This is a genomic window from Pseudomonadota bacterium (assembly GCA_030860485.1).
In the GTDB taxonomy this organism is placed as follows: domain Bacteria; phylum Pseudomonadota; class Gammaproteobacteria; order JACCXJ01; family JACCXJ01; genus JACCXJ01.
On record JALZID010000281.1, the window covers coordinates 1 to 16,650 of the forward strand.

Here is a 16,650-nt window from a genome sequence, read left to right on the forward strand (position 1 = left end):
CCTACATCATTGGCAAGAACTGCGTGCAGTTCTTCACCGTCGAACCGGAGCCTCTCCTTCCATTATGCACCACACGCCGGACCCACGACATACACCTCGTCGGTCTGAGGCGGAGCCTCGTTAGTGATTGGGGACATAAATCAACTTGTTCGCCGGGACCCCATCGATATCACGCCGGACCCGAAGGATATCCTGCGATACACAGACCCTCTTATGCGCGAGGGCCGACATGATGTGGCGTTCCATATAGTAATGCCAACGCGTCTTCCATGGGTTCTTGCCGTGCTCGCAAGTCACGATGGCGAGTACCGCGGCCAGCGTCGCGGCGAGGACGCCGTAGACGTTTGGCCAGAACATATGCGTGTGCACAACGTCCGGTGCGATGTCCCTCAACCTGCGAGCGAGCTTCCCGATATGATACGGGGCGTAGCGAGCCCTGAGGCCCATCCACACGACTTCGACGTCAGCGGGAAGCAGGCCCGACAGGCCGCCATGTTCCGGCTCGCCGAGGCACACGATATAGCTCTTGGCGCGAGCCATGTGACGCGCGATATTGACGACCTGACGCTCGGCGCCACCGAAGCGCAGATGCCCGATGATATGACACACGCGCAGGGCGCGTTCAGTCCTGGGCTCGGCACGATCAGACTTTATCGGGTATAAATACATCACCTGTCCGGGCCGTGCAAACGAGATCCTTATCGAGAACCGCCATATAACAGAGCGCTATCGCATCCCAGATATAGCGTTCCGCCCCCCGAAACGTGTACTGCTTGCGGACGAGCAGCAAGCTCGATAGGGCGTCGCGAACAGACTGCGGGTCGTCGATATCGGCGATTTCTCTGCAATCAACTTCCCGCATGAAATCCGCAACCGCCGAGTCCTTCGGGACCACCGCCAGGATTGGAACACGGACACTGAGATAGTCGAATAACTTGAAGGGCAAGGCATAGCGGACGTCTCTACCGGAGGGGAGGTAGAGCAGATCGGCGCCCCTCAGGTAGCGGAGGATCATCGCGTGGTTCACCGGGTCGTGCTTCACCAGCACCCCGGAGAGACCCAAGTCATCCATGCGCCTTTCATCATGGGTCTTCACGCCACCCCCGAATACGTGGATGGCCACCGCGTTGGGCGCCAGTCGACCCTCCGCGATCAGGGCCGCCAGCGGCTCCGCTATGAGACCGACTCGCCTCTCGCCGTACAGGGATCCGGCGTAGACGATGCTGAGTCGGCCGTCGTTGTCCGGCCGGATCGCGTCGAGGTAGGCCCTGTCGTGGTAGCCGTTCGCTATCAGATGCAGCCGCGCCGTCGTGGTAGCGCCCCAACGCCTCTGAAAGTCCTTCCGCATGCGCTCCGTGACGAACACCGCGGCCCCGGCGCGGCGTATAACCATGCGTTCCATCCACGCATTGATACCCGACACCCACCGGCCGGCCCGTACCCCCGTCCAAACGCGAGCGGTCCATGGGTCGCGATAGTCCAAGACCAATCTCTTGCCGCTCATGCGGCTCAAGAGTGCCCCTGCGATAAGCGAGGAATAGGGCGGCGCTGTCGCCACGATGAGGTCACACTTCCGGTCCTTGATGATCCGCAACCCTTCTCGAACGGCGTTCCACAACCATCCTATATGCGGGTCAGGGAAACACAGCCAATTCCCCAAACTTGGTTCCCTTGGGCAGTGGGTACGGGAAAAGTGGTGCGCACCGCTAGGCCGTCCCGGCAATCGGTAGCGTCCGGTCCTCGGTGCTTTGCTCTTTCGTGGTGAGCACGCTGACCTCGTACCCCCGCGCCTCGAAGATCTGGCAAAGATAGGTGAACCGTTTCGCCCCCACCGCCCGGCTAGGGGCGAAATATGCCCAGACGATTAGGAGCTTGCGCTTTTCAGCCATCGAGGGAGTCCCGCCTGCCTCATTACTCGCGACACGACCAGCTCGATCTCATCGAGCCGACAGTGGCGCACGAATACGAAATAACCCGCCAGGAAAAGTGAAGAAAACACTATCGCTCGAACGGCGTCCCCGATAGGGACCAATTCCCCGATCAGCAATATGGGCACGTTCAGCAGAACGGCCAGCACGATCGCCATGAGTTTGCTCCAGAATAACATCTCCCGCACGCGAATGGAATAAACGTTGAGTATACGCCTCCCCAGATAAACCGCCAACGCCACCTCGGAGACCAGCAACGCGATCGGTGCCGCCAGGAGGCCAAGGTCGTCGAAACGTGGCAAAAATGAATCCAACCTTCACGAGGATCGCCACCAGGTTCCCGGTGATGAAATACCCGTTCACGTTCATCGCCCATAGGGGGGTGGACATCTCGAAGCATTGGCGCAGCATGATCAAGAGAAAGACACGGAATATCGGAACGGCGGCGACATACTGATCCGTAAACAGCGTGGTGACAAACGTATCGGCATAAAAAAAGAGCACGGTGAAGAACGGGAACACGACGAAGCAATACAGTACATTGGCCCGGTTCCAAAGGCTGAGACCGGCCATCGGGCTCCCCTGACCGCGTTGTACCATATCGGGAAAGAGCACGTCCCCGGCCGCCGAGCGCACGACACTCATGATTGGGATCTGGTAGGCGCCCAGTACGATTCTACGAAATCCACGTTCAGGAAGAAGAAAACGTAGAGCAGCAACGGTTCGGCGAAATCGAAGCTTGCCTTGGCAAAGACGATATGGCGGGTGGCCTAGATGATGCCCAAGTTCAGGGCCGAGCTCACAAAGATGAACAGGGCGGTCTGGGTGACGTATTTTCCGCTCGTTGTCCGGGTCTTTCGGGATGAAGTATAGGATGCTCGTTTTTACGGAACAGCCCAGCACCGTCGCCAGGGCGAGGGCGTAGACGACGAACTCGCGGTACTGGCCGTAGGCGTGCTGGTCCAGGATGCGGACGAATACTATCGGGCTGACGAGCAGTATGGCGTAGTTCATGAGCCGGGCGAATGCGAGTACCAGGAACCGCAATATCGAAGAGTACACTCTGGAATTCTCCCTCAGGACGCCCAGGTCGGGGCGGAGCCGAGCGCTCGCTGATCAGCAAGTTCGATACCGACCATCGAGACCGGCGTCCGCTTCATCGTTCGAGGAAGCCGTTGACGGCAGCGAGGTCACCGCTCGTGAGGGTACCGGCGGCAAACTTCAGGCGCAGCGTGTCCAACAGGTAGTTGTAGCGCGCCCGTGCGTAGTCGCGCCGCGCCCCGAACAACGCCCGCTCGGTGACGACGACATCCACGGCCGTACGCGTGCCCACCTCCAACCCGGCCTGGGTAGAGGACACCGAGACCTCGCTGGACTGCACCGCCTGCTTCAAGGCCTTGATGCGGCTGATCCCCGCCATGACGCCGAGAAAGGCCACGCGGGTCCGCCGATAGCTCTCACGGCGCGCCTGTTCCATCTGTTCGATGGCCTGCTGATGCCGCTCCGCGGCCTCGCGGGTCTGCGAAACCACCGCGCCGCCGGAGAAGATGGGCACGGCCAGCTCGAGGCCGATGGCCGTTCCATCGATTTCCACGTTGCCGAACCGGCCGCCGGTCGTGTCAAAGCCATGGCTCCCCACGAGGTCGAGCGTCGGGAAATGGCCGGCCGCCTGGCGATCGATCTCCTCGCGGGCGGTATCGACCGCCGCGCTGGCGGCGGCGACGCGGAGGTTCTGCACCAACGCCCGATCGGCCCACGCCGCGATATCCGCGGGCTCGGGGCTCAGCAGCGGGATCTGCTCCCTGAGCTTGGCGATCGCGCCCGGCTCCTCGCCGATCACCTCGTGCAAGGCCTCGCGCGCATCGTCGAGCAGGTTCTGGGCTTCAATCTCTTGGGCCAAGGACAGGTCGTAGCCAGCCTGCGCCTCCTCGACGTCGGTGATCGCGATGAGGCCGACCTCGAAGCGCTGGCGCGTCTCTTCCAGTTGTCGCCGCAATGCCGTCAATTCGGCCCCCGCGAAGGCCAGGTTGTCCGCCGCCCCGAGGAGTGCGAAATAGCGTTCGGCCAATCGCACTATCAGCTCTTGGTAGACCGCATCGATCTCGTGCTGCGCCTGGCGGATCCGGCTGTCCGCTTGTTTGAGCCGGATGAAGCGATCGCGGTGATAGAGCGGTTGGGTCACGTTCAGGCTGTAGCCGCCACTGGTAAAGGTAAAGTCCCCGCTCCCGAAGGCATCGACGCCCGCCGGGGCCGTCACTTCCGTCACTTGCTGAAAGTTGCGCGCGACGTTGGCCGTGATGCCGACCGAGGGCAAGAGGCCGGCGCGCGCCTGCGGGAACGCTTCGAGCGTGGCCCGGAGTCCGGCCTGGGCCCCCTTGAGCACCGGATCCCGCTGCTCCGCGAGCTGAAACAGGGACAGGAGATCGGCGGCAGGGGCGTGAAGTGGCACCAGACTGGACAGTGCGATGAGGACGGGCAGGCTGGTACGGCGGAGTCGGCGAGCCGCCCCCAAGCGGGTCGCCTCGCCGAGTCTCTGCTGGACTACCGGCTGACAGTCGTGGTTCACCGGTCGGCGGCGAGACCCGGCGACACAGGGGAGGAGGCCGTCAGAACACGAATCTCTTGGGCGTCGGCGCGCCCCGCAACGGCGGCAGGTCGGTCTCGAACAGGCCCTCGCGCGCGAACTCACGCGCGCCCACCCGCGTGACGAGCATGGCTTCCATGACCGGCGCTTGCCCGACGATGAGGAAGACGCGCCCGCAGACCGCAAGCCGTTTCTCGAAGTGATCGGTATAAACGGGTAGGGAACCGGTCACGGCGATGACGTCGTAGTCCCCCTCCGTCGCCGAGCGATCGAGACCATTGCCCACCTCGAAGCGCACATTCTCCAAGCCGTGTTGCGACACCCGGACCTTGGCGCCGGCGCAGAGCTCCGGGTGGATCTCGACCGTCGTGACCTCACGTCCGGAGCGCGCCAGTAGTGCGGTCACGTAGCCGCTGCCGGTGCCGATCTCCAGGATGCGGTCGCCGGGCTCGATGGCCAGCACTTGTAGCATACGGGCCTCGACCTTGGGTGCCATCATGACCTCGCTGAACCCGAGCGGAATATTTGTATCCGAGAACGCCAGGCTGCGGTAGCGGGACGGCACGAAGTCTTCGCGCGGCACCGACGCCAGGAGGTCGAGGACGCGTTGATCCAGCACCTCCCAGGTCCGGATCTGCTGCTCGATCATGTTCGAGCGTGCTTGTTCGAAATTCATCCCAAAACCTATCCAGGGGGCGCCTGCCTCGCCGACGGTGGCCCGACTGAACGGGGGGTACACTTGCCAGGTATCACTTGCCAAAGGGCGACTGCATTATATAGGCTTGCACATCTCCGACAGCTAGGGGTGCCCTCGGCAGATGCAGCGCGCGAGGGCTGAGAGCATACCCTTCGAACCTGAACCGGCCAGTACCGGCGTAGGGAAGCACCGATGACCAAGCTCCTACGCCTTGTCGTCCCAGCGAGGTGTAGTCATGGCTTCAGTCCCGAAATCCGATCCGAGGTCTCTTCTACCATTAGGCGGTCCTTCCGCCGGCAGCATAGCAGAGGCCCCGGTGCCGCGGTCGTTTCCAGGCTCGCGCAAGGTCTATGTCACCGGCTCGCGCCCCGACCTATGCGTCCCCATGCGAGAGATCCGGCTGGCCGATTCGACATCCCGACTCGGGCCCATCGCCCACGACGCGGTGACGGTCTACGACACCTCGGGTCCGTACACCGATCCGGCGGCCGACATCGACCTCGGCGCGGGTCTGCCGTCACTACGCGCCCGCTGGATCGCGGAGCGCAGTGACGTAGAGGAACGGCCGGCGGACGCTTTCGGCGAGCGCTCCGAGCCCGCTGCCGGCTCGCGTCTGGCGTTCGCGCGCCCGCGCCCCCCTTGGCGGGCGAAGGCCGGCGCCAACGTCACCCAGATGCACTACGCCCGGCGCGGGCTCATCACACCCGAAATGGAGTACGTGGCCATCCGGGAGAACCAGCGCCTCGACGAGGCCGAGGCGCAGAAGAACAGCCGCATGGCCGGAACACCCCGGGAGATCACCCCGGAGCTGGTGCGCTCGGAGGTGGCGCGCGGCCGCGCCATCGTCCCGGCCAATATCAACCACCCGGAGTCCGAACCCATGGTCATCGGGCGGAGTTTCCTGGTCAAGATCAACGCCAACATCGGGAACTCGGCGGTCACCTCGGGGGTGCAGGAGGAGGTCGAGAAGATGATCTGGGCCGCCTACTGGGGGGCCGACACGGTGATGGACCTGTCGACGGGGCGGGACATCCACGACACCCGCGAGTGGATCCTGCGCAACTGTCCGGTGCCCATCGGCACGGTCCCGATCTATCAGGCCCTGGAAAAGGTCGGCGGGCGCGCCGAGGAGCTGTCCTGGGAGGTGTATCGAGACACCCTCATCGAGCAGGCCGAGCAGGGGGTGGACTACTTCACCGTACACGCCGGCGTGCGCCTCGCCTATATCCCGCTGACGGCGCCCAGGATCACCGGGATCGTGTCGCGCGGCGGGGCCATCATGGCCAAATGGTGCCTGGCCCACCACCGCGAAAGCTTCCTATACACCCACTTCGAGGACATCTGCGAGATCATGAAGGCCTATGACGTGGCCTTCTCGCTCGGCGACGGACTGCGGCCGGGCTCGATCGCCGACGCCAACGACGCGGCCCAGTTCGCCGAGCTCACGACCTTGGGCGAGCTGACCGGCATCGCTTGGCGTCACGACGTACAGGTCATGATAGAAGGCCCCGGCCACATCCCGATGCACCTCATCGCGGACAATGTGACGCGCGAGATGGCGGAGTGCCGGGAGGCGCCGTTCTACACTCTGGGGCCTCTCACCACCGATATCGCCCCGGGCTACGACCACATCACCTCGGCCATCGGCGCGGCGCTCATTGCCTGGCACGGCACCGCCATGCTGTGCTACGTGACCCCGAAGGAGCACCTCGGTCTGCCCGACAAAAACGATGTCCGAGAGGGGATCATCGCCTACAAGATCGCCGCCCATGCCGCCGATCTGGCCAAGGGTCACCCTGCCGCCCACCTCCGGGACCGGGCCCTGTCCCAGGCGCGCTTCGAGTTCCGCTGGGAAGACCAGTTCAACCTCGCGCTCGATCCGGAGCGGGCACGGGCCTATCACGACCAGACCCTGCCCAAGGAAGGGCACAAGCTCGCTCATTTCTGTTCCATGTGCGGACCCCGGTTCTGCTCCATGCAGATCACCCAGGAGGTCCGCGAGTATGCGCGTGCCCAGGGGATCGCGGAGGACTCGGAGGCACTCGAGCGCGGCATGGAGGCCAAGTCGCAGGAGTTTCGCGCCGAAGGCGGCGAGCTCTATCCGGACGGGTAGAGGGATGCCACTCGTCGAGCGCGAAGCGCTCGTTGGCGAGCTCCACCCGCTCCGCGGTGCCGAGTGACTTCGGGGGCCGCGCGCTCGATGTGCCGGAGCTTTAAACCTCAAGGACCCCCGTGCGGACCGGCATGCGGGGTGTTGTGGGGCCTGGAGGTCAACACCCCCGGCTACCCGATTATGCCAACCCTAACGACGACCAAGACCGAAGCTTGGATGACGACGGTGATGCTTCGCTAACGATGCGAAACAAGACAGCGTATGGGAAACGGTGCACGAGAGAACGGCGTATACCGCGCTTGACAATGGCGTACTGGGATGGACTTGCGCGAGCTCGTTCGATGGCTGCATAGACCTCGGTCCGAAGCTCGTCACCGAGCCCGGCGCGTTGCTGGTTGTAGTACACGACGGCGTTATTGAGATCGGATACGGTGAGCGGCTGATACTCAACCCTCATTCCGAGCCGCCACCAGTGCGCCGCAAGAATTCGGCGTGATCGATGGGGTGAACTTGGCCCGACTCAATCTCGGCGTCGCGCTGCGCGGCAATCTCAATGCCCTCTGGGTCGATGTTGTCATCACCAGGCGCACTGGGATCGCCAACCAAGCTTTCCCAAGCCAACGTCGCGAGACGCTCTCGCTTCGCAGGCGGGAGAGCCAATATTTCTTTCTCAAGATCAATGACGGTGTTCATAGAATCAAGTATAGCGCGTAGGCACCGTGCGATAACGAAACAAGATCGGCCGCGCCATCTCGGCCGGCATTACGTACTGTACATCAACCATCGTTATGATCGCAGCGGCACGCTGTGGGAGGGGCGCTACAAAGCAAGCTGGTACAGGAATAGGATTACCTGCTCGCCTGTTATAGCTATATCGAACTCAATCCGGTGCGGGCCGGGATGGTCGAAGGTCAATATCACTCGGACCGGCAGGCTCACCGGCGCTGGCGGAGCTCGTCTAGAATACCCGACGCTGGCCGGAGACCAGCTGCTTGCGCATTTCCAGGACGCCGAAAGCGCTTCGTGCAGGGCGCGGCGTTCCTCGTCGGTGAGGTCATCACTCTTCGTCGTCACCCAGGTCAACAACCGTTCCCCAGGCAGGGTTGTCGGCTCGTCGAGCACGAGCCGCCCCTTTTGGACATGGGCTGGGATCCACACCGTATCCAGCAGCGTTCAGGGCACTCACCGTAGGAGCACGAGCGCGACCGCGAGAGTTAGCAGGGCGGCGCCGTCGATGCTGGCCATGGTTCACCCGGCGACTGTGGTGATCGTCATGCAGCGCTGGCTCGTGAAGGGGCTGCTGGAGACGGAGAAGTGAGAGCGCGCTGCGGAGCCTTGCTGCGGGTAGCCGGTGCCGGGACCCTCGTGGCGCTCCTGGCCGCGGGCTGCGCCACACCGGCTCCCGCGCGGGACCCGCGCGTGCGGCCAGTGGAGAACCTGGCCGAGCGGCTCGTATTCCAAGGCTTTTCGGTTCTTCCGCCCCAGGGGCGGGGATGGCTCATCATTCCCGCCGGCGTCGAGGACCCGCGCCGCGGGCGGACCGTCGTGTCCCTGGGCAAGTCGCTGCGCGAGCGGCGTTCGGCGCGCCCCGAGGAGCTTCACACGGCCGGGGCACGGGTAGTCGTGCTGGACGTGCAGGACACGCGGTTCGACAGCCCGGAGGCCTACCTGCGCTTTGTCGAGGACGAGGCGAAGCGTGGGCTCACCGGACGGCGCTTCCGGCAGCTCGAGACGCGGTACGCCATCGAGCCGGAGGGGCCGGTCCCACTCTGCGTGCGCCATGAAACCGTGGTCGAGGACAGCCAGGTCCCGCGGTTTCCCGGCGCCGTTTTCGTCCTCGCGGCGCGCGGCCTTCGGTGCGTGCACCCGCACTGGCCCCGATACCTTGTGGACGTGAGCTACAGCCAGCGGGTGCACCGCGGCCAGCCATTCGTCCCTCTCGAGCCCGAAGGCGAGCCCTTCCTCCGGAGCCTCCGGTTCACGGCCGATCGGCCATCCCTATGAGGCACGGGAGTCCGCGGAAGCTCGGGATCAGCGCAAAAATCCCGGTTTTTACTTTGACCCCGAACTTCTCCCATACTCCAGCCAGCCGAATTCCCCTTTTCAATACCTGCCGGTAAAGGAACGATGGCGTTCAGCGCCTGGTGTCGGGGTGGGCGAGGCGACCTGGCCGTGGACCGCGAGATTGGGTCAGAAACGCCTCCACTTCCACGGCTCCGATCTCCGCGGGGGCGTCGCTTCCCGTGGAAGAGGATGACGCGCGGGATCCAATCGACGTAAGCCTGCTCGGTGCGGATGCTATCGTGCAACCGGCGGCGTCGCGCACCTGATCGAGCAATCTGTGTTGGCCCCGAGCCGGGACCAGATCCCGAGGTCCGTCCATGCCGTGTGTCCTTACGGTGGGGCTCGCGCCCTCTTGTACAATCCCTTTCATCATCACGGCGTTGCGAGCCTTGCCGAACGCCCCCGCCGCGATATAATACGGTGCCGAGACCGGTCCCGCAGCCTATCCCGGGGCAAGACCGGGTCGACTTCGCGGCCCAGGAGGTAATCCGTATGGTTCTGTTTGTAGAGAAATCTGCGTATGTAACGGTAGGCTGCATATCGTCCCTACTCCTGAGCCTTCCACTGTTCGCTGACTCGTTTCAGTCTAAGGAGTGGAGCTGGGGCACAAGCGAGGGTGGCTACTACTACGCAGCCACCAGCAATTCAGCTGGGAATATCTTTGGTCAGTACTGCTATTTTGAGTCGGCCACCTGCGTCTATCTTGTCGGCCTTGGCACGACATGCGACACTGGGAGCGAATATCCCGCGTTGATAAACTCCGACGCTGGATCGATTCATGTCACGCTTGCCTGTGGGAATAAAGTTTTTAATCAACAGGTCTTGGGCGTCAAAGCGTTTGATGACGTTGATCGTATTATACGGAGCGCAACTCGCATGGGTATCGTAATTCCCCTCCAAGGTGACGAATTCAAGGTGTCGCGCTTCGGTCTTGCCGGATCCACTTATGCTATTGATCTTATGAGGACTGCTACAGAAGCCAAGCTTCAGCGGGCACCGGCGAATTCAAGCAGGCCAGTTGAGGAGCGCATATAGCGGATACCGTGGGTCGCCGTAACTTTTCCAAGCCCTGTTTCGTTATGGACAAGTGAGAAATGAATGAGGAAATAACGCGATTAGGAAAGCAAACACTGCAATCTGGTTGGCCAGCGGCGCAACTTTATCGTCGCTATATTGCGCCATTCGTATTTGGTCCGCTTCCTCCATATAACTTGAATAGTCCCGAGTTGCACCACGGTTCAGTGTTTTTTATGGAAAGCAAGAAAGCAAGATTTGGAGTAACTTGCGCGCATTGCGTAGATGGGTTTAGGACGGAACATAAGAGCAAGCCCAATATTTTTCTAATGATCGGAGATAAAATTGTCTTCGATTTTGAAGAGAGACTAATAGACTATGATAAAAATCTCGATTTGTGCACTTTCAGAATATCGAAGGAGGAAATATCTGAAGTAAACAAAGAGTCCAGCTTCCTTGATTGGACGCCTCAACCAACAATTCCGGAAGGGGCATCAGTCGCAATTATTGGTTTTCCTGCTCACATTGTTCGGCCGCAGGATCAAAACACACTTAGCATTGGCTCTCTATGCATTTTTGAGTTACTACGAGAAGGAAATTTGAGCTATACAGGTATGATTATTGAGTTTGAAATGGGGGAGTGGGTCCACGCGGTAAACCAGAGTCAATTCAAAATTGATGATGTCGAACATTTCGGTGGCTTAAGCGGTTGCCCTGTTCTGTTCTGGGCTAACTTAAGGCCAGTGTTAGCTGGCATTGTTTTCGAGTCGCCTATATCCAATGCTGGTGAAAAGCTTGCGTATCAATACGTCAAGGCCAGATACAACTTGATAGATGAAAATGGAAAGATACAGCGCCTGTCATGATGCCGCTGGGCAAAAAGAAAAGGGACCATCTCTGGTCCCCCTTCTCATCCATCTACAACTTACCGGTTACTGAAGGTACGGTTCAACTCCATCTATGATTCGTTGAAGTTTCTCCATATCAACAGTGCCATCAGGTCGTGTGCAGGAGTCTACTACCGCCATCTCCCTTTGGTACTCAGGATCGTTGTATGCCTCCTCACACTTGCGACGGCAGAAGTCCTCCAACGATTCATCTGTAGGAGGTTTAAAACCCTGCTGCACGTGATACCTCTATCACAAACCTTGTTACCTCATCGTCTGGTTTCATCATGAACTCCTTTTCTTGCGAGGTGGTATCGTCGCCAGGTGTTCGATGAGGATACTATTCCAGTCCCCTGCAGCAACTTCCACATACGCCTCACTGATTCCTATTCGTCGTAATGTAGTTCGCATCGTGCGCTTAGCATTTGATATTTCAATAGAAGTGGTCGTGTCCGTTTTCTTTCTTACATCCTTGGGGTGCCAGACGATGAGTTTCAAATTATCGATATAGAACCAGGAAGCACTATTGTTACGGTGGAGTTGCCTATTGAAGCAGCCGAGTTGTTAGTCGATCTTACGAAGGCGGATCCAGAGCTGTTTGCACAATATAGGCTAACTTCAGGAGAAATCGTTGTCAGGCCAGAAACACAGCATGCGCTACCGAATCGACCGGATAGAGTAGCACTCGATAAAGAAGGTCGCCGTTCGGAATTATGGCGAGCATTATCGCCATTTGGCTTATTAGGGCACTCTGGCCCTTCGCGAATTATTCGAAAGGAAGATGATTCGGATGTGGCATAAGCCGGTGTCAAATTTGAAGTGCAACAAGCTCTGACCAGCTCTGACCCCTTTACGCTTTTACGCTCTGACCGGGCTCCCATCAAACGCCAATAGAGAACGGCCATGGCCATGCCCTGCGAGTTGGCGAGGTGGGTGGCTATGCACAGCCAGAGCACCAACGTCCCGTCGGCAGGTGGCTGCCCCCGGCCAGAGCACCAGGGTCCCGTCAGCAGAGTCGCTGCGAGTCTTCAGCGCTTCACCGGAAACCCATCGCCACTTGTGTCCGGAGCTCCGTGGTGGGATACTTCAGGCGACAGTTTACTAAACCCCTGAGAGGCTCCAGGTATCGTGCCTTGTCTAACCGCTTAGGATTGAGACGACCGGAGCCCGAGGATGCGCTCAGGTACGAAGCGCATCTGTCCCGCGACTGATGCGCTTCCTTACGTCGGTACATCCTACGATTGTTTACAGAGGGGATAACCGTCGGGTCGCGCGGGCTCATCGACCTCTTGTGACTCGAATGCCGACACCTGACCCTTCCATCGAGCGGACAGCCCACGGCAAGCCGTGGGCTGCTGCTCGTGTCAAACGTTGGGCCTCAGCAAGTAGCGCGGAGAGCGGAGTATGGTGGTCGAGTTTAGGGTCAGAGTAAGGATTCCTAAGCAGTTTTTACTTTGACCCTACTCTGATCGCGAACTTCCCATGTCCATTTTATTTGGCCTCGGTGGTCAGGCTCTTGAGCACGCGGGCACGTAAGCCGACCAAGGTGAGTCCTACGACTTCCTTGGTCATCTCGTCATAACGCACGACGAGACCCTCGCCGATGTCCGTTCCGACGGCCGGCCTGGGCTCGCCAACGGAGAGATACAGGACATCGGCCTCCTCATCGTAGTCCCACTGCAGGACGCTGGGTTTTTCGAGAATCTTCAACGCTTCCATAAGAGAACCCTCTGGGTCGATGGCCGTCGCGCCAGGTAGGCCGTCACGATAAAGCCATCGTCACTGCCGATTTCTCGGTACGCAATCACTATGTGCTTCCGGGTCAGCGGTGTCTGCTCGTAAAACCGCACCGCCAATAGCTCGCCGAAATCGCCCTGCTGGATAACATCCGGCTAAGCGACGGTCTCGAGCACCCGTTCCCTTTGGGTCAACAGCTCCGGATGGTTGGTGACGATGTGGATCCAGCGCTCCTCGGTTAACCGGAGCGCCACGCCGGTACGTGAGTATACGACCACCATGGAGGGAATACTCTGCCCCCGGTCATGCTCTAGCGCAAGTCAGGTAGGGCGCGTCTCCGGCGCCGTCCCCCGACGCGGCAGTGGAACGACGGCCCCGGGCGTGCCGAGAACCCCCCAAGAGCGCGGTGGGCGTGGCGGGCGAGGAAGCCGTCCCGCGCATTCGCACGGCGGAGTTCGGGGTCAGAGTAAAAATTCCTAACTAAGCAGTTTTTATTCTGACCCCGAACTTCCACCCCAAACTTCCCTGTGCTCGCTTTTGCGTTACCCGACAGCCAACTACACCTCACCTTACTCTGAACCGAACTGCGCCGAACTACGCCATGGAGTCTACGCCAGGCTACACCGATGTCAGTTCAAACACCCCGCCCCCGCCCTTGAGTCCCTCGCTGGCCTGCGCTGACTCACCGATGACATCATGGCATGATATAGGGCCCATGACCCGGATGGGCACCGGCACCATCGCGAAGACGTAGGGCCGCCACAACCCCCATGGCTATCGCCACTGAACAGCGACCCGCTGGCTCGCCCTCGCGAAGCGTGAGGGCGGGGATGGACGCGGGCCCTGGGCTGCACGCCCCGGATGCCGGCGAGGCGGCTTCCCGGCTGGTCGATCTGGTGCACGAGCTTTTGGAGGAGGCGCACCCGGGTCGCGGTCGCGTGATCGAGGCCACGCTCGACAGCTCGCTCGATAAGGATCTCGGGCTCGACAGCCTGGCGCGCGTCGAGCTGCTCACGCGGGTCGAGCGCAGCTTCTCGGTCGAGATGCCGGGAGACGCGCTGGGTGCGGCGGAGACGCTGCGCGATCTGCTGCGGGCGCTTCTGGCCGCGGGTCCCCGGATCGAGGCCCACCGCAGGGTTGCGGCCGACGAGCACCGCGGTGGCGTTCTCCCGGTGCCCGAAGGCGCGAGCACCCTTACCGAGGCGCTCTCCTGGCACGTCGAGGCGCACCCCGACCGCCGCCATGCCCTCTTCTACCGGACCGCCGACGAGATCGAAACGCTCACCTACGGCGAGCTGTGGCGCGGTGCCAGCGCGGTCGCGACCGGGCTGGCCGAGCGCGGGCTGGCGCCGGGCCAGGCCGTCGCGATCATGCTTCCGAGCGGCTTCGAGTTCTTTTTCGCCTTCTTCGGCAGCCTGCTCGCGGGCGGCGTTCCGGTCCCCCTCTATCCGCCTGCGCGCCTCTCGCAGCTCGAGGACCACCTCAAACGGCAGGCGGGGATCCTGCGCAACTGCCTCGCGCCCATCCTCATCACGGTCCGGGAGGCGACGCTCGCGGCGCGCCTCCTCAAGGGCCATGCGCCCGAGCTGCGCGAGATCGCCACCGTCGGCGAGCTGCGAGCGGCGCGGCCGAATGCCCTCAGGCCACGGATCAAGGCCGATGACGTCGCGTTTCTGCAATACACCTCCGGCAGTACCGGGAGTCCTAAGGGCGTCGTCCTGACCCACGCGAATCTGCTTGCGAACCTGCGGGCGTGGGGGCGCGCGGCGCGCTTCGATTCGAACGACGTGGCGGTGAGCTGGCTGCCGCTCTATCACGACCTCGGGCTGATCGGCGCCTGGCTTGGGAGCCTGTACAACGGCGGCTTGCTCGTGCTCCTATCGCCGCTCGACTTCCTGGCGCGGCCCGAGCGCTGGCTGTGGGCGATCCATACCCATCGGGGGACGGCGTCCGCGGCGCCGAACTTCGCCTTCGAGCTCTGCCTGCGCAGGATCGAGGACCGCGACATCGAGGGTCTGGACCTCGGCTCCTGGCGGCTCGCGGCCAACGGCGCGGAGCCCGTGATCCCGGACACCCTGCGGCGCTTCACGGAACGCTTCGCGCCTTATGGCTTCCGCGAAGAAACAATGGCCCCGGTGTTCGGGCTCGCCGAATGCACCGTGGGGCTGGCGATTCCGCCGATGGGCAGAAAGCCGATCGTGGACCGTGTCGAGCGTGCCCCCTTCATCGAACGGCGCCGTGCCGTGCCCGTGCGTGCCGACGACGAGCAGGCGCTCGAATTCGTCGCCTGCGGGCGGGTGCTCCCCGGTCACGAGATGCGCATCGCAGACCATGAGGACCGCGAGCTACCCGAGCGCAGTGTGGGTCACCTGCAGTTCCGCGGCCCGTCGGCGACGCGCGGTTATTTTCGCAATCCAGAGGAGACTGCGCGGCTGATCCACGGCGAGTGGCTCGACAGCGGCGATCTCGGTTACATCGCCGACGGCGACCTCTACGTCACCGGCCGGGTGAAGGACACCATCATCCGCGGCGGGCGCAACCTCCTGCCGCACGCGTTGGAGGAAGCGATCGGGGGCCTGCCCGGGATCCGTAAGGGGTGCGTCGCGGTATTCGGCGTGCCGGACCCGGCCGGGGGTACCGAGCGGCTGGTGGTGGTCGCCGAGACACGCGAGGGCGAGCCGTCGGTGCTCGAAGGGCTGCGCCAGCGCATCAACGCGCTCGCGGTGGAGCTCATCGAGACGCCCGTGGACGAAGTGGTGCTGGCATCGCCGCAGAGCGTGCTCAAGACCTCGAGTGGCAAGATCCGCCGTGCCGCGACGCGCGAGCTTTATCAGCGCGGCAAGCTCGGGCGCACCGCGGGTGCCCCCTGGTTGCAGGTCGCAAGGCTGGCCTTGAGCGGGGCGCCGGGGCAGCTCACGCGCCTCATGCGCGCCACAGCGGGGTATCTGTACGCGGCCTATGCGTGGATCGCCTTCGCGCTGGTGGCGCTCATCGACTGGGTCACCGTGCTCATCACCCCATCGCTGAAGTGGCGCTGGCAAGCCACGAGAGGGCTCATCCGCCTGCTCTTGCGCCTCGTCATGCTTCCGGTGCAGGCCAAGGGCATCGAGAGGCTATCGGTCAACGAGTCGCGGGTGTTCGTCGCGAACCACACGAGCTATCTCGATGTGCTGGTGCTCATCGCGATGCTCCCCGGACCGCTGCACTTCGTCGCCAAGCGCGAGTTCCTGCGCATAGCCGTGCTGCGGATCCTGTTCTCGCGGCTCGGCGCCCAGTTCGTCGAGCGCTTCGATGCAGAGAAGGGCGCCGCCGACACCGAGCGGTTGAAAGAGGTCGCGCGCGGCGGCGGTTCGCTCATGGTCTTTGCAGAGGGCACGTTCCACCGCGGCGCCGGGCTGCGGCCGTTCCGGATGGGCGCCTTCGCGATTGCGGCCTCGGCGCGGCTGCCCGTCGTGCCGGTCGCGCTCTGGGGCGTGCGCTCTGTGCTGCCGCGGGACAACTGGCTCCCGCGCCGCCACCCGATAACGGTCGCGGTGGGGGAGCCGATCTGGCCCGAGGGAGAGGGTTGGGACGCCGCCGTCGCCCTGCGCGATGCGGCACGCGAGCAGATCCTCCGCCGCTGCGGC

The 16,650-nt window shown here is 62.3% G+C and carries 14 protein-coding genes, 2 pseudogenes and 1 riboswitch; of the genes and pseudogenes, 6 read left to right on the plus strand and 10 right to left on the minus strand.

The window, feature by feature from the left end:
• Window positions 1-120: 120 nt before the first annotated feature.
• The 6 genes from M3461_17195 to M3461_17220 form a co-directional block, all read right to left on the minus strand.
• Entirely contained in the window at window positions 121-669 is a 549-nt protein-coding gene (locus M3461_17195) for a glycosyltransferase (protein ID MDQ3775962.1), read from the minus strand.
• Window positions 644-1,660: a glycosyltransferase gene (locus M3461_17200; GenBank protein MDQ3775963.1), complete on the minus strand. Its 1,017-nt coding sequence runs from the start codon at window positions 1,658-1,660 to the stop codon at window positions 644-646. Before M3461_17200 ends, M3461_17195 begins: the two co-directional genes overlap by 26 nt.
• A 46-nt stretch (window positions 1,661-1,706) precedes the next feature.
• Window positions 1,707-1,889 carry a hypothetical protein gene (locus M3461_17205; GenBank protein MDQ3775964.1) on the minus strand — a complete coding sequence of 61 codons (183 nt, stop codon included), beginning with the start codon at window positions 1,887-1,889 and terminating at the stop codon, window positions 1,707-1,709.
• Window positions 1,890-1,937: 48 nt separating this feature from the next.
• Window positions 1,938-2,942, minus strand: coding sequence for a hypothetical protein (locus M3461_17210; GenBank protein MDQ3775965.1), 1,005 nt, complete (start codon window positions 2,940-2,942; stop codon window positions 1,938-1,940).
• A 142-nt stretch (window positions 2,943-3,084) separates the two neighbouring features.
• The gene (locus M3461_17215; protein ID MDQ3775966.1) at window positions 3,085-4,494 is read right to left on the minus strand and encodes a TolC family outer membrane protein; all 1,410 of its coding nucleotides are present in this window, start codon (window positions 4,492-4,494) and stop codon (window positions 3,085-3,087) included.
• 40 nt (window positions 4,495-4,534) lie between these two features.
• Complete coding sequence (locus tag M3461_17220) at window positions 4,535-5,188, minus strand: protein-L-isoaspartate O-methyltransferase (protein ID MDQ3775967.1); 654 nt, start codon at window positions 5,186-5,188, stop codon at window positions 4,535-4,537.
• A gap of 115 nt (window positions 5,189-5,303) precedes the next feature.
• Window positions 5,304-5,411: riboswitch (TPP riboswitch) on the plus strand.
• Between the two features lie 33 nt (window positions 5,412-5,444).
• On the opposite strand from M3461_17220, the gene thiC reads away from it, so the two are divergent.
• Window positions 5,445-7,322, plus strand: coding sequence for a phosphomethylpyrimidine synthase ThiC (gene thiC / locus M3461_17225; GenBank protein MDQ3775968.1), 1,878 nt, complete (start codon window positions 5,445-5,447; stop codon window positions 7,320-7,322).
• Between the two features lie 453 nt (window positions 7,323-7,775).
• On the opposite strand, the gene M3461_17230 is transcribed toward thiC, so the two are convergent.
• Window positions 7,776-8,015, minus strand: coding sequence for an addiction module protein (locus tag M3461_17230; GenBank protein MDQ3775969.1), 240 nt, complete (start codon window positions 8,013-8,015; stop codon window positions 7,776-7,778).
• 58 nt (window positions 8,016-8,073) lie between these two features.
• On the opposite strand from M3461_17230, the pseudogene M3461_17235 reads away from it, so the two are divergent.
• A pseudogene (locus tag M3461_17235) lies at window positions 8,074-8,231 on the plus strand (transposase).
• A 426-nt stretch (window positions 8,232-8,657) separates the two neighbouring features.
• On the plus strand, window positions 8,658-9,326 hold the full coding sequence (locus M3461_17240) for a hypothetical protein (protein MDQ3775970.1): 669 nt from the start codon (window positions 8,658-8,660) through the stop codon (window positions 9,324-9,326).
• Window positions 9,327-9,510: 184 nt separating this feature from the next.
• Here M3461_17240 and M3461_17245 read toward each other — a convergent pair.
• Together M3461_17245 and M3461_17250 are read right to left on the minus strand one after the other, a co-directional pair.
• Window positions 9,511-9,643 (minus strand): annotated as a pseudogene (locus M3461_17245) (phage integrase N-terminal SAM-like domain-containing protein).
• A 388-nt stretch (window positions 9,644-10,031) separates the two neighbouring features.
• Entirely contained in the window at window positions 10,032-10,286 is a 255-nt protein-coding gene (locus M3461_17250) for a hypothetical protein (protein ID MDQ3775971.1), read from the minus strand.
• Between the two features lie 194 nt (window positions 10,287-10,480).
• Between M3461_17250 and M3461_17255 the strand changes: the two genes are divergently transcribed.
• The gene (locus M3461_17255; GenBank protein MDQ3775972.1) at window positions 10,481-11,266 is read left to right on the plus strand and encodes a serine protease; all 786 of its coding nucleotides are present in this window, start codon (window positions 10,481-10,483) and stop codon (window positions 11,264-11,266) included.
• A 498-nt stretch (window positions 11,267-11,764) separates the two neighbouring features.
• Complete coding sequence (locus M3461_17260) at window positions 11,765-12,088, plus strand: hypothetical protein (protein ID MDQ3775973.1); 324 nt, start codon at window positions 11,765-11,767, stop codon at window positions 12,086-12,088.
• 690 nt (window positions 12,089-12,778) lie between these two features.
• On the opposite strand, the gene M3461_17265 is transcribed toward M3461_17260, so the two are convergent.
• Window positions 12,779-13,006, minus strand: coding sequence for a DUF2283 domain-containing protein (locus tag M3461_17265; protein ID MDQ3775974.1), 228 nt, complete (start codon window positions 13,004-13,006; stop codon window positions 12,779-12,781).
• 848 nt (window positions 13,007-13,854) lie between these two features.
• On the opposite strand from M3461_17265, the gene M3461_17270 reads away from it, so the two are divergent.
• On the plus strand, window positions 13,855-16,650 hold a 2,796-nt coding region (locus tag M3461_17270), incomplete at its 3' end, for an AMP-binding protein (protein MDQ3775975.1).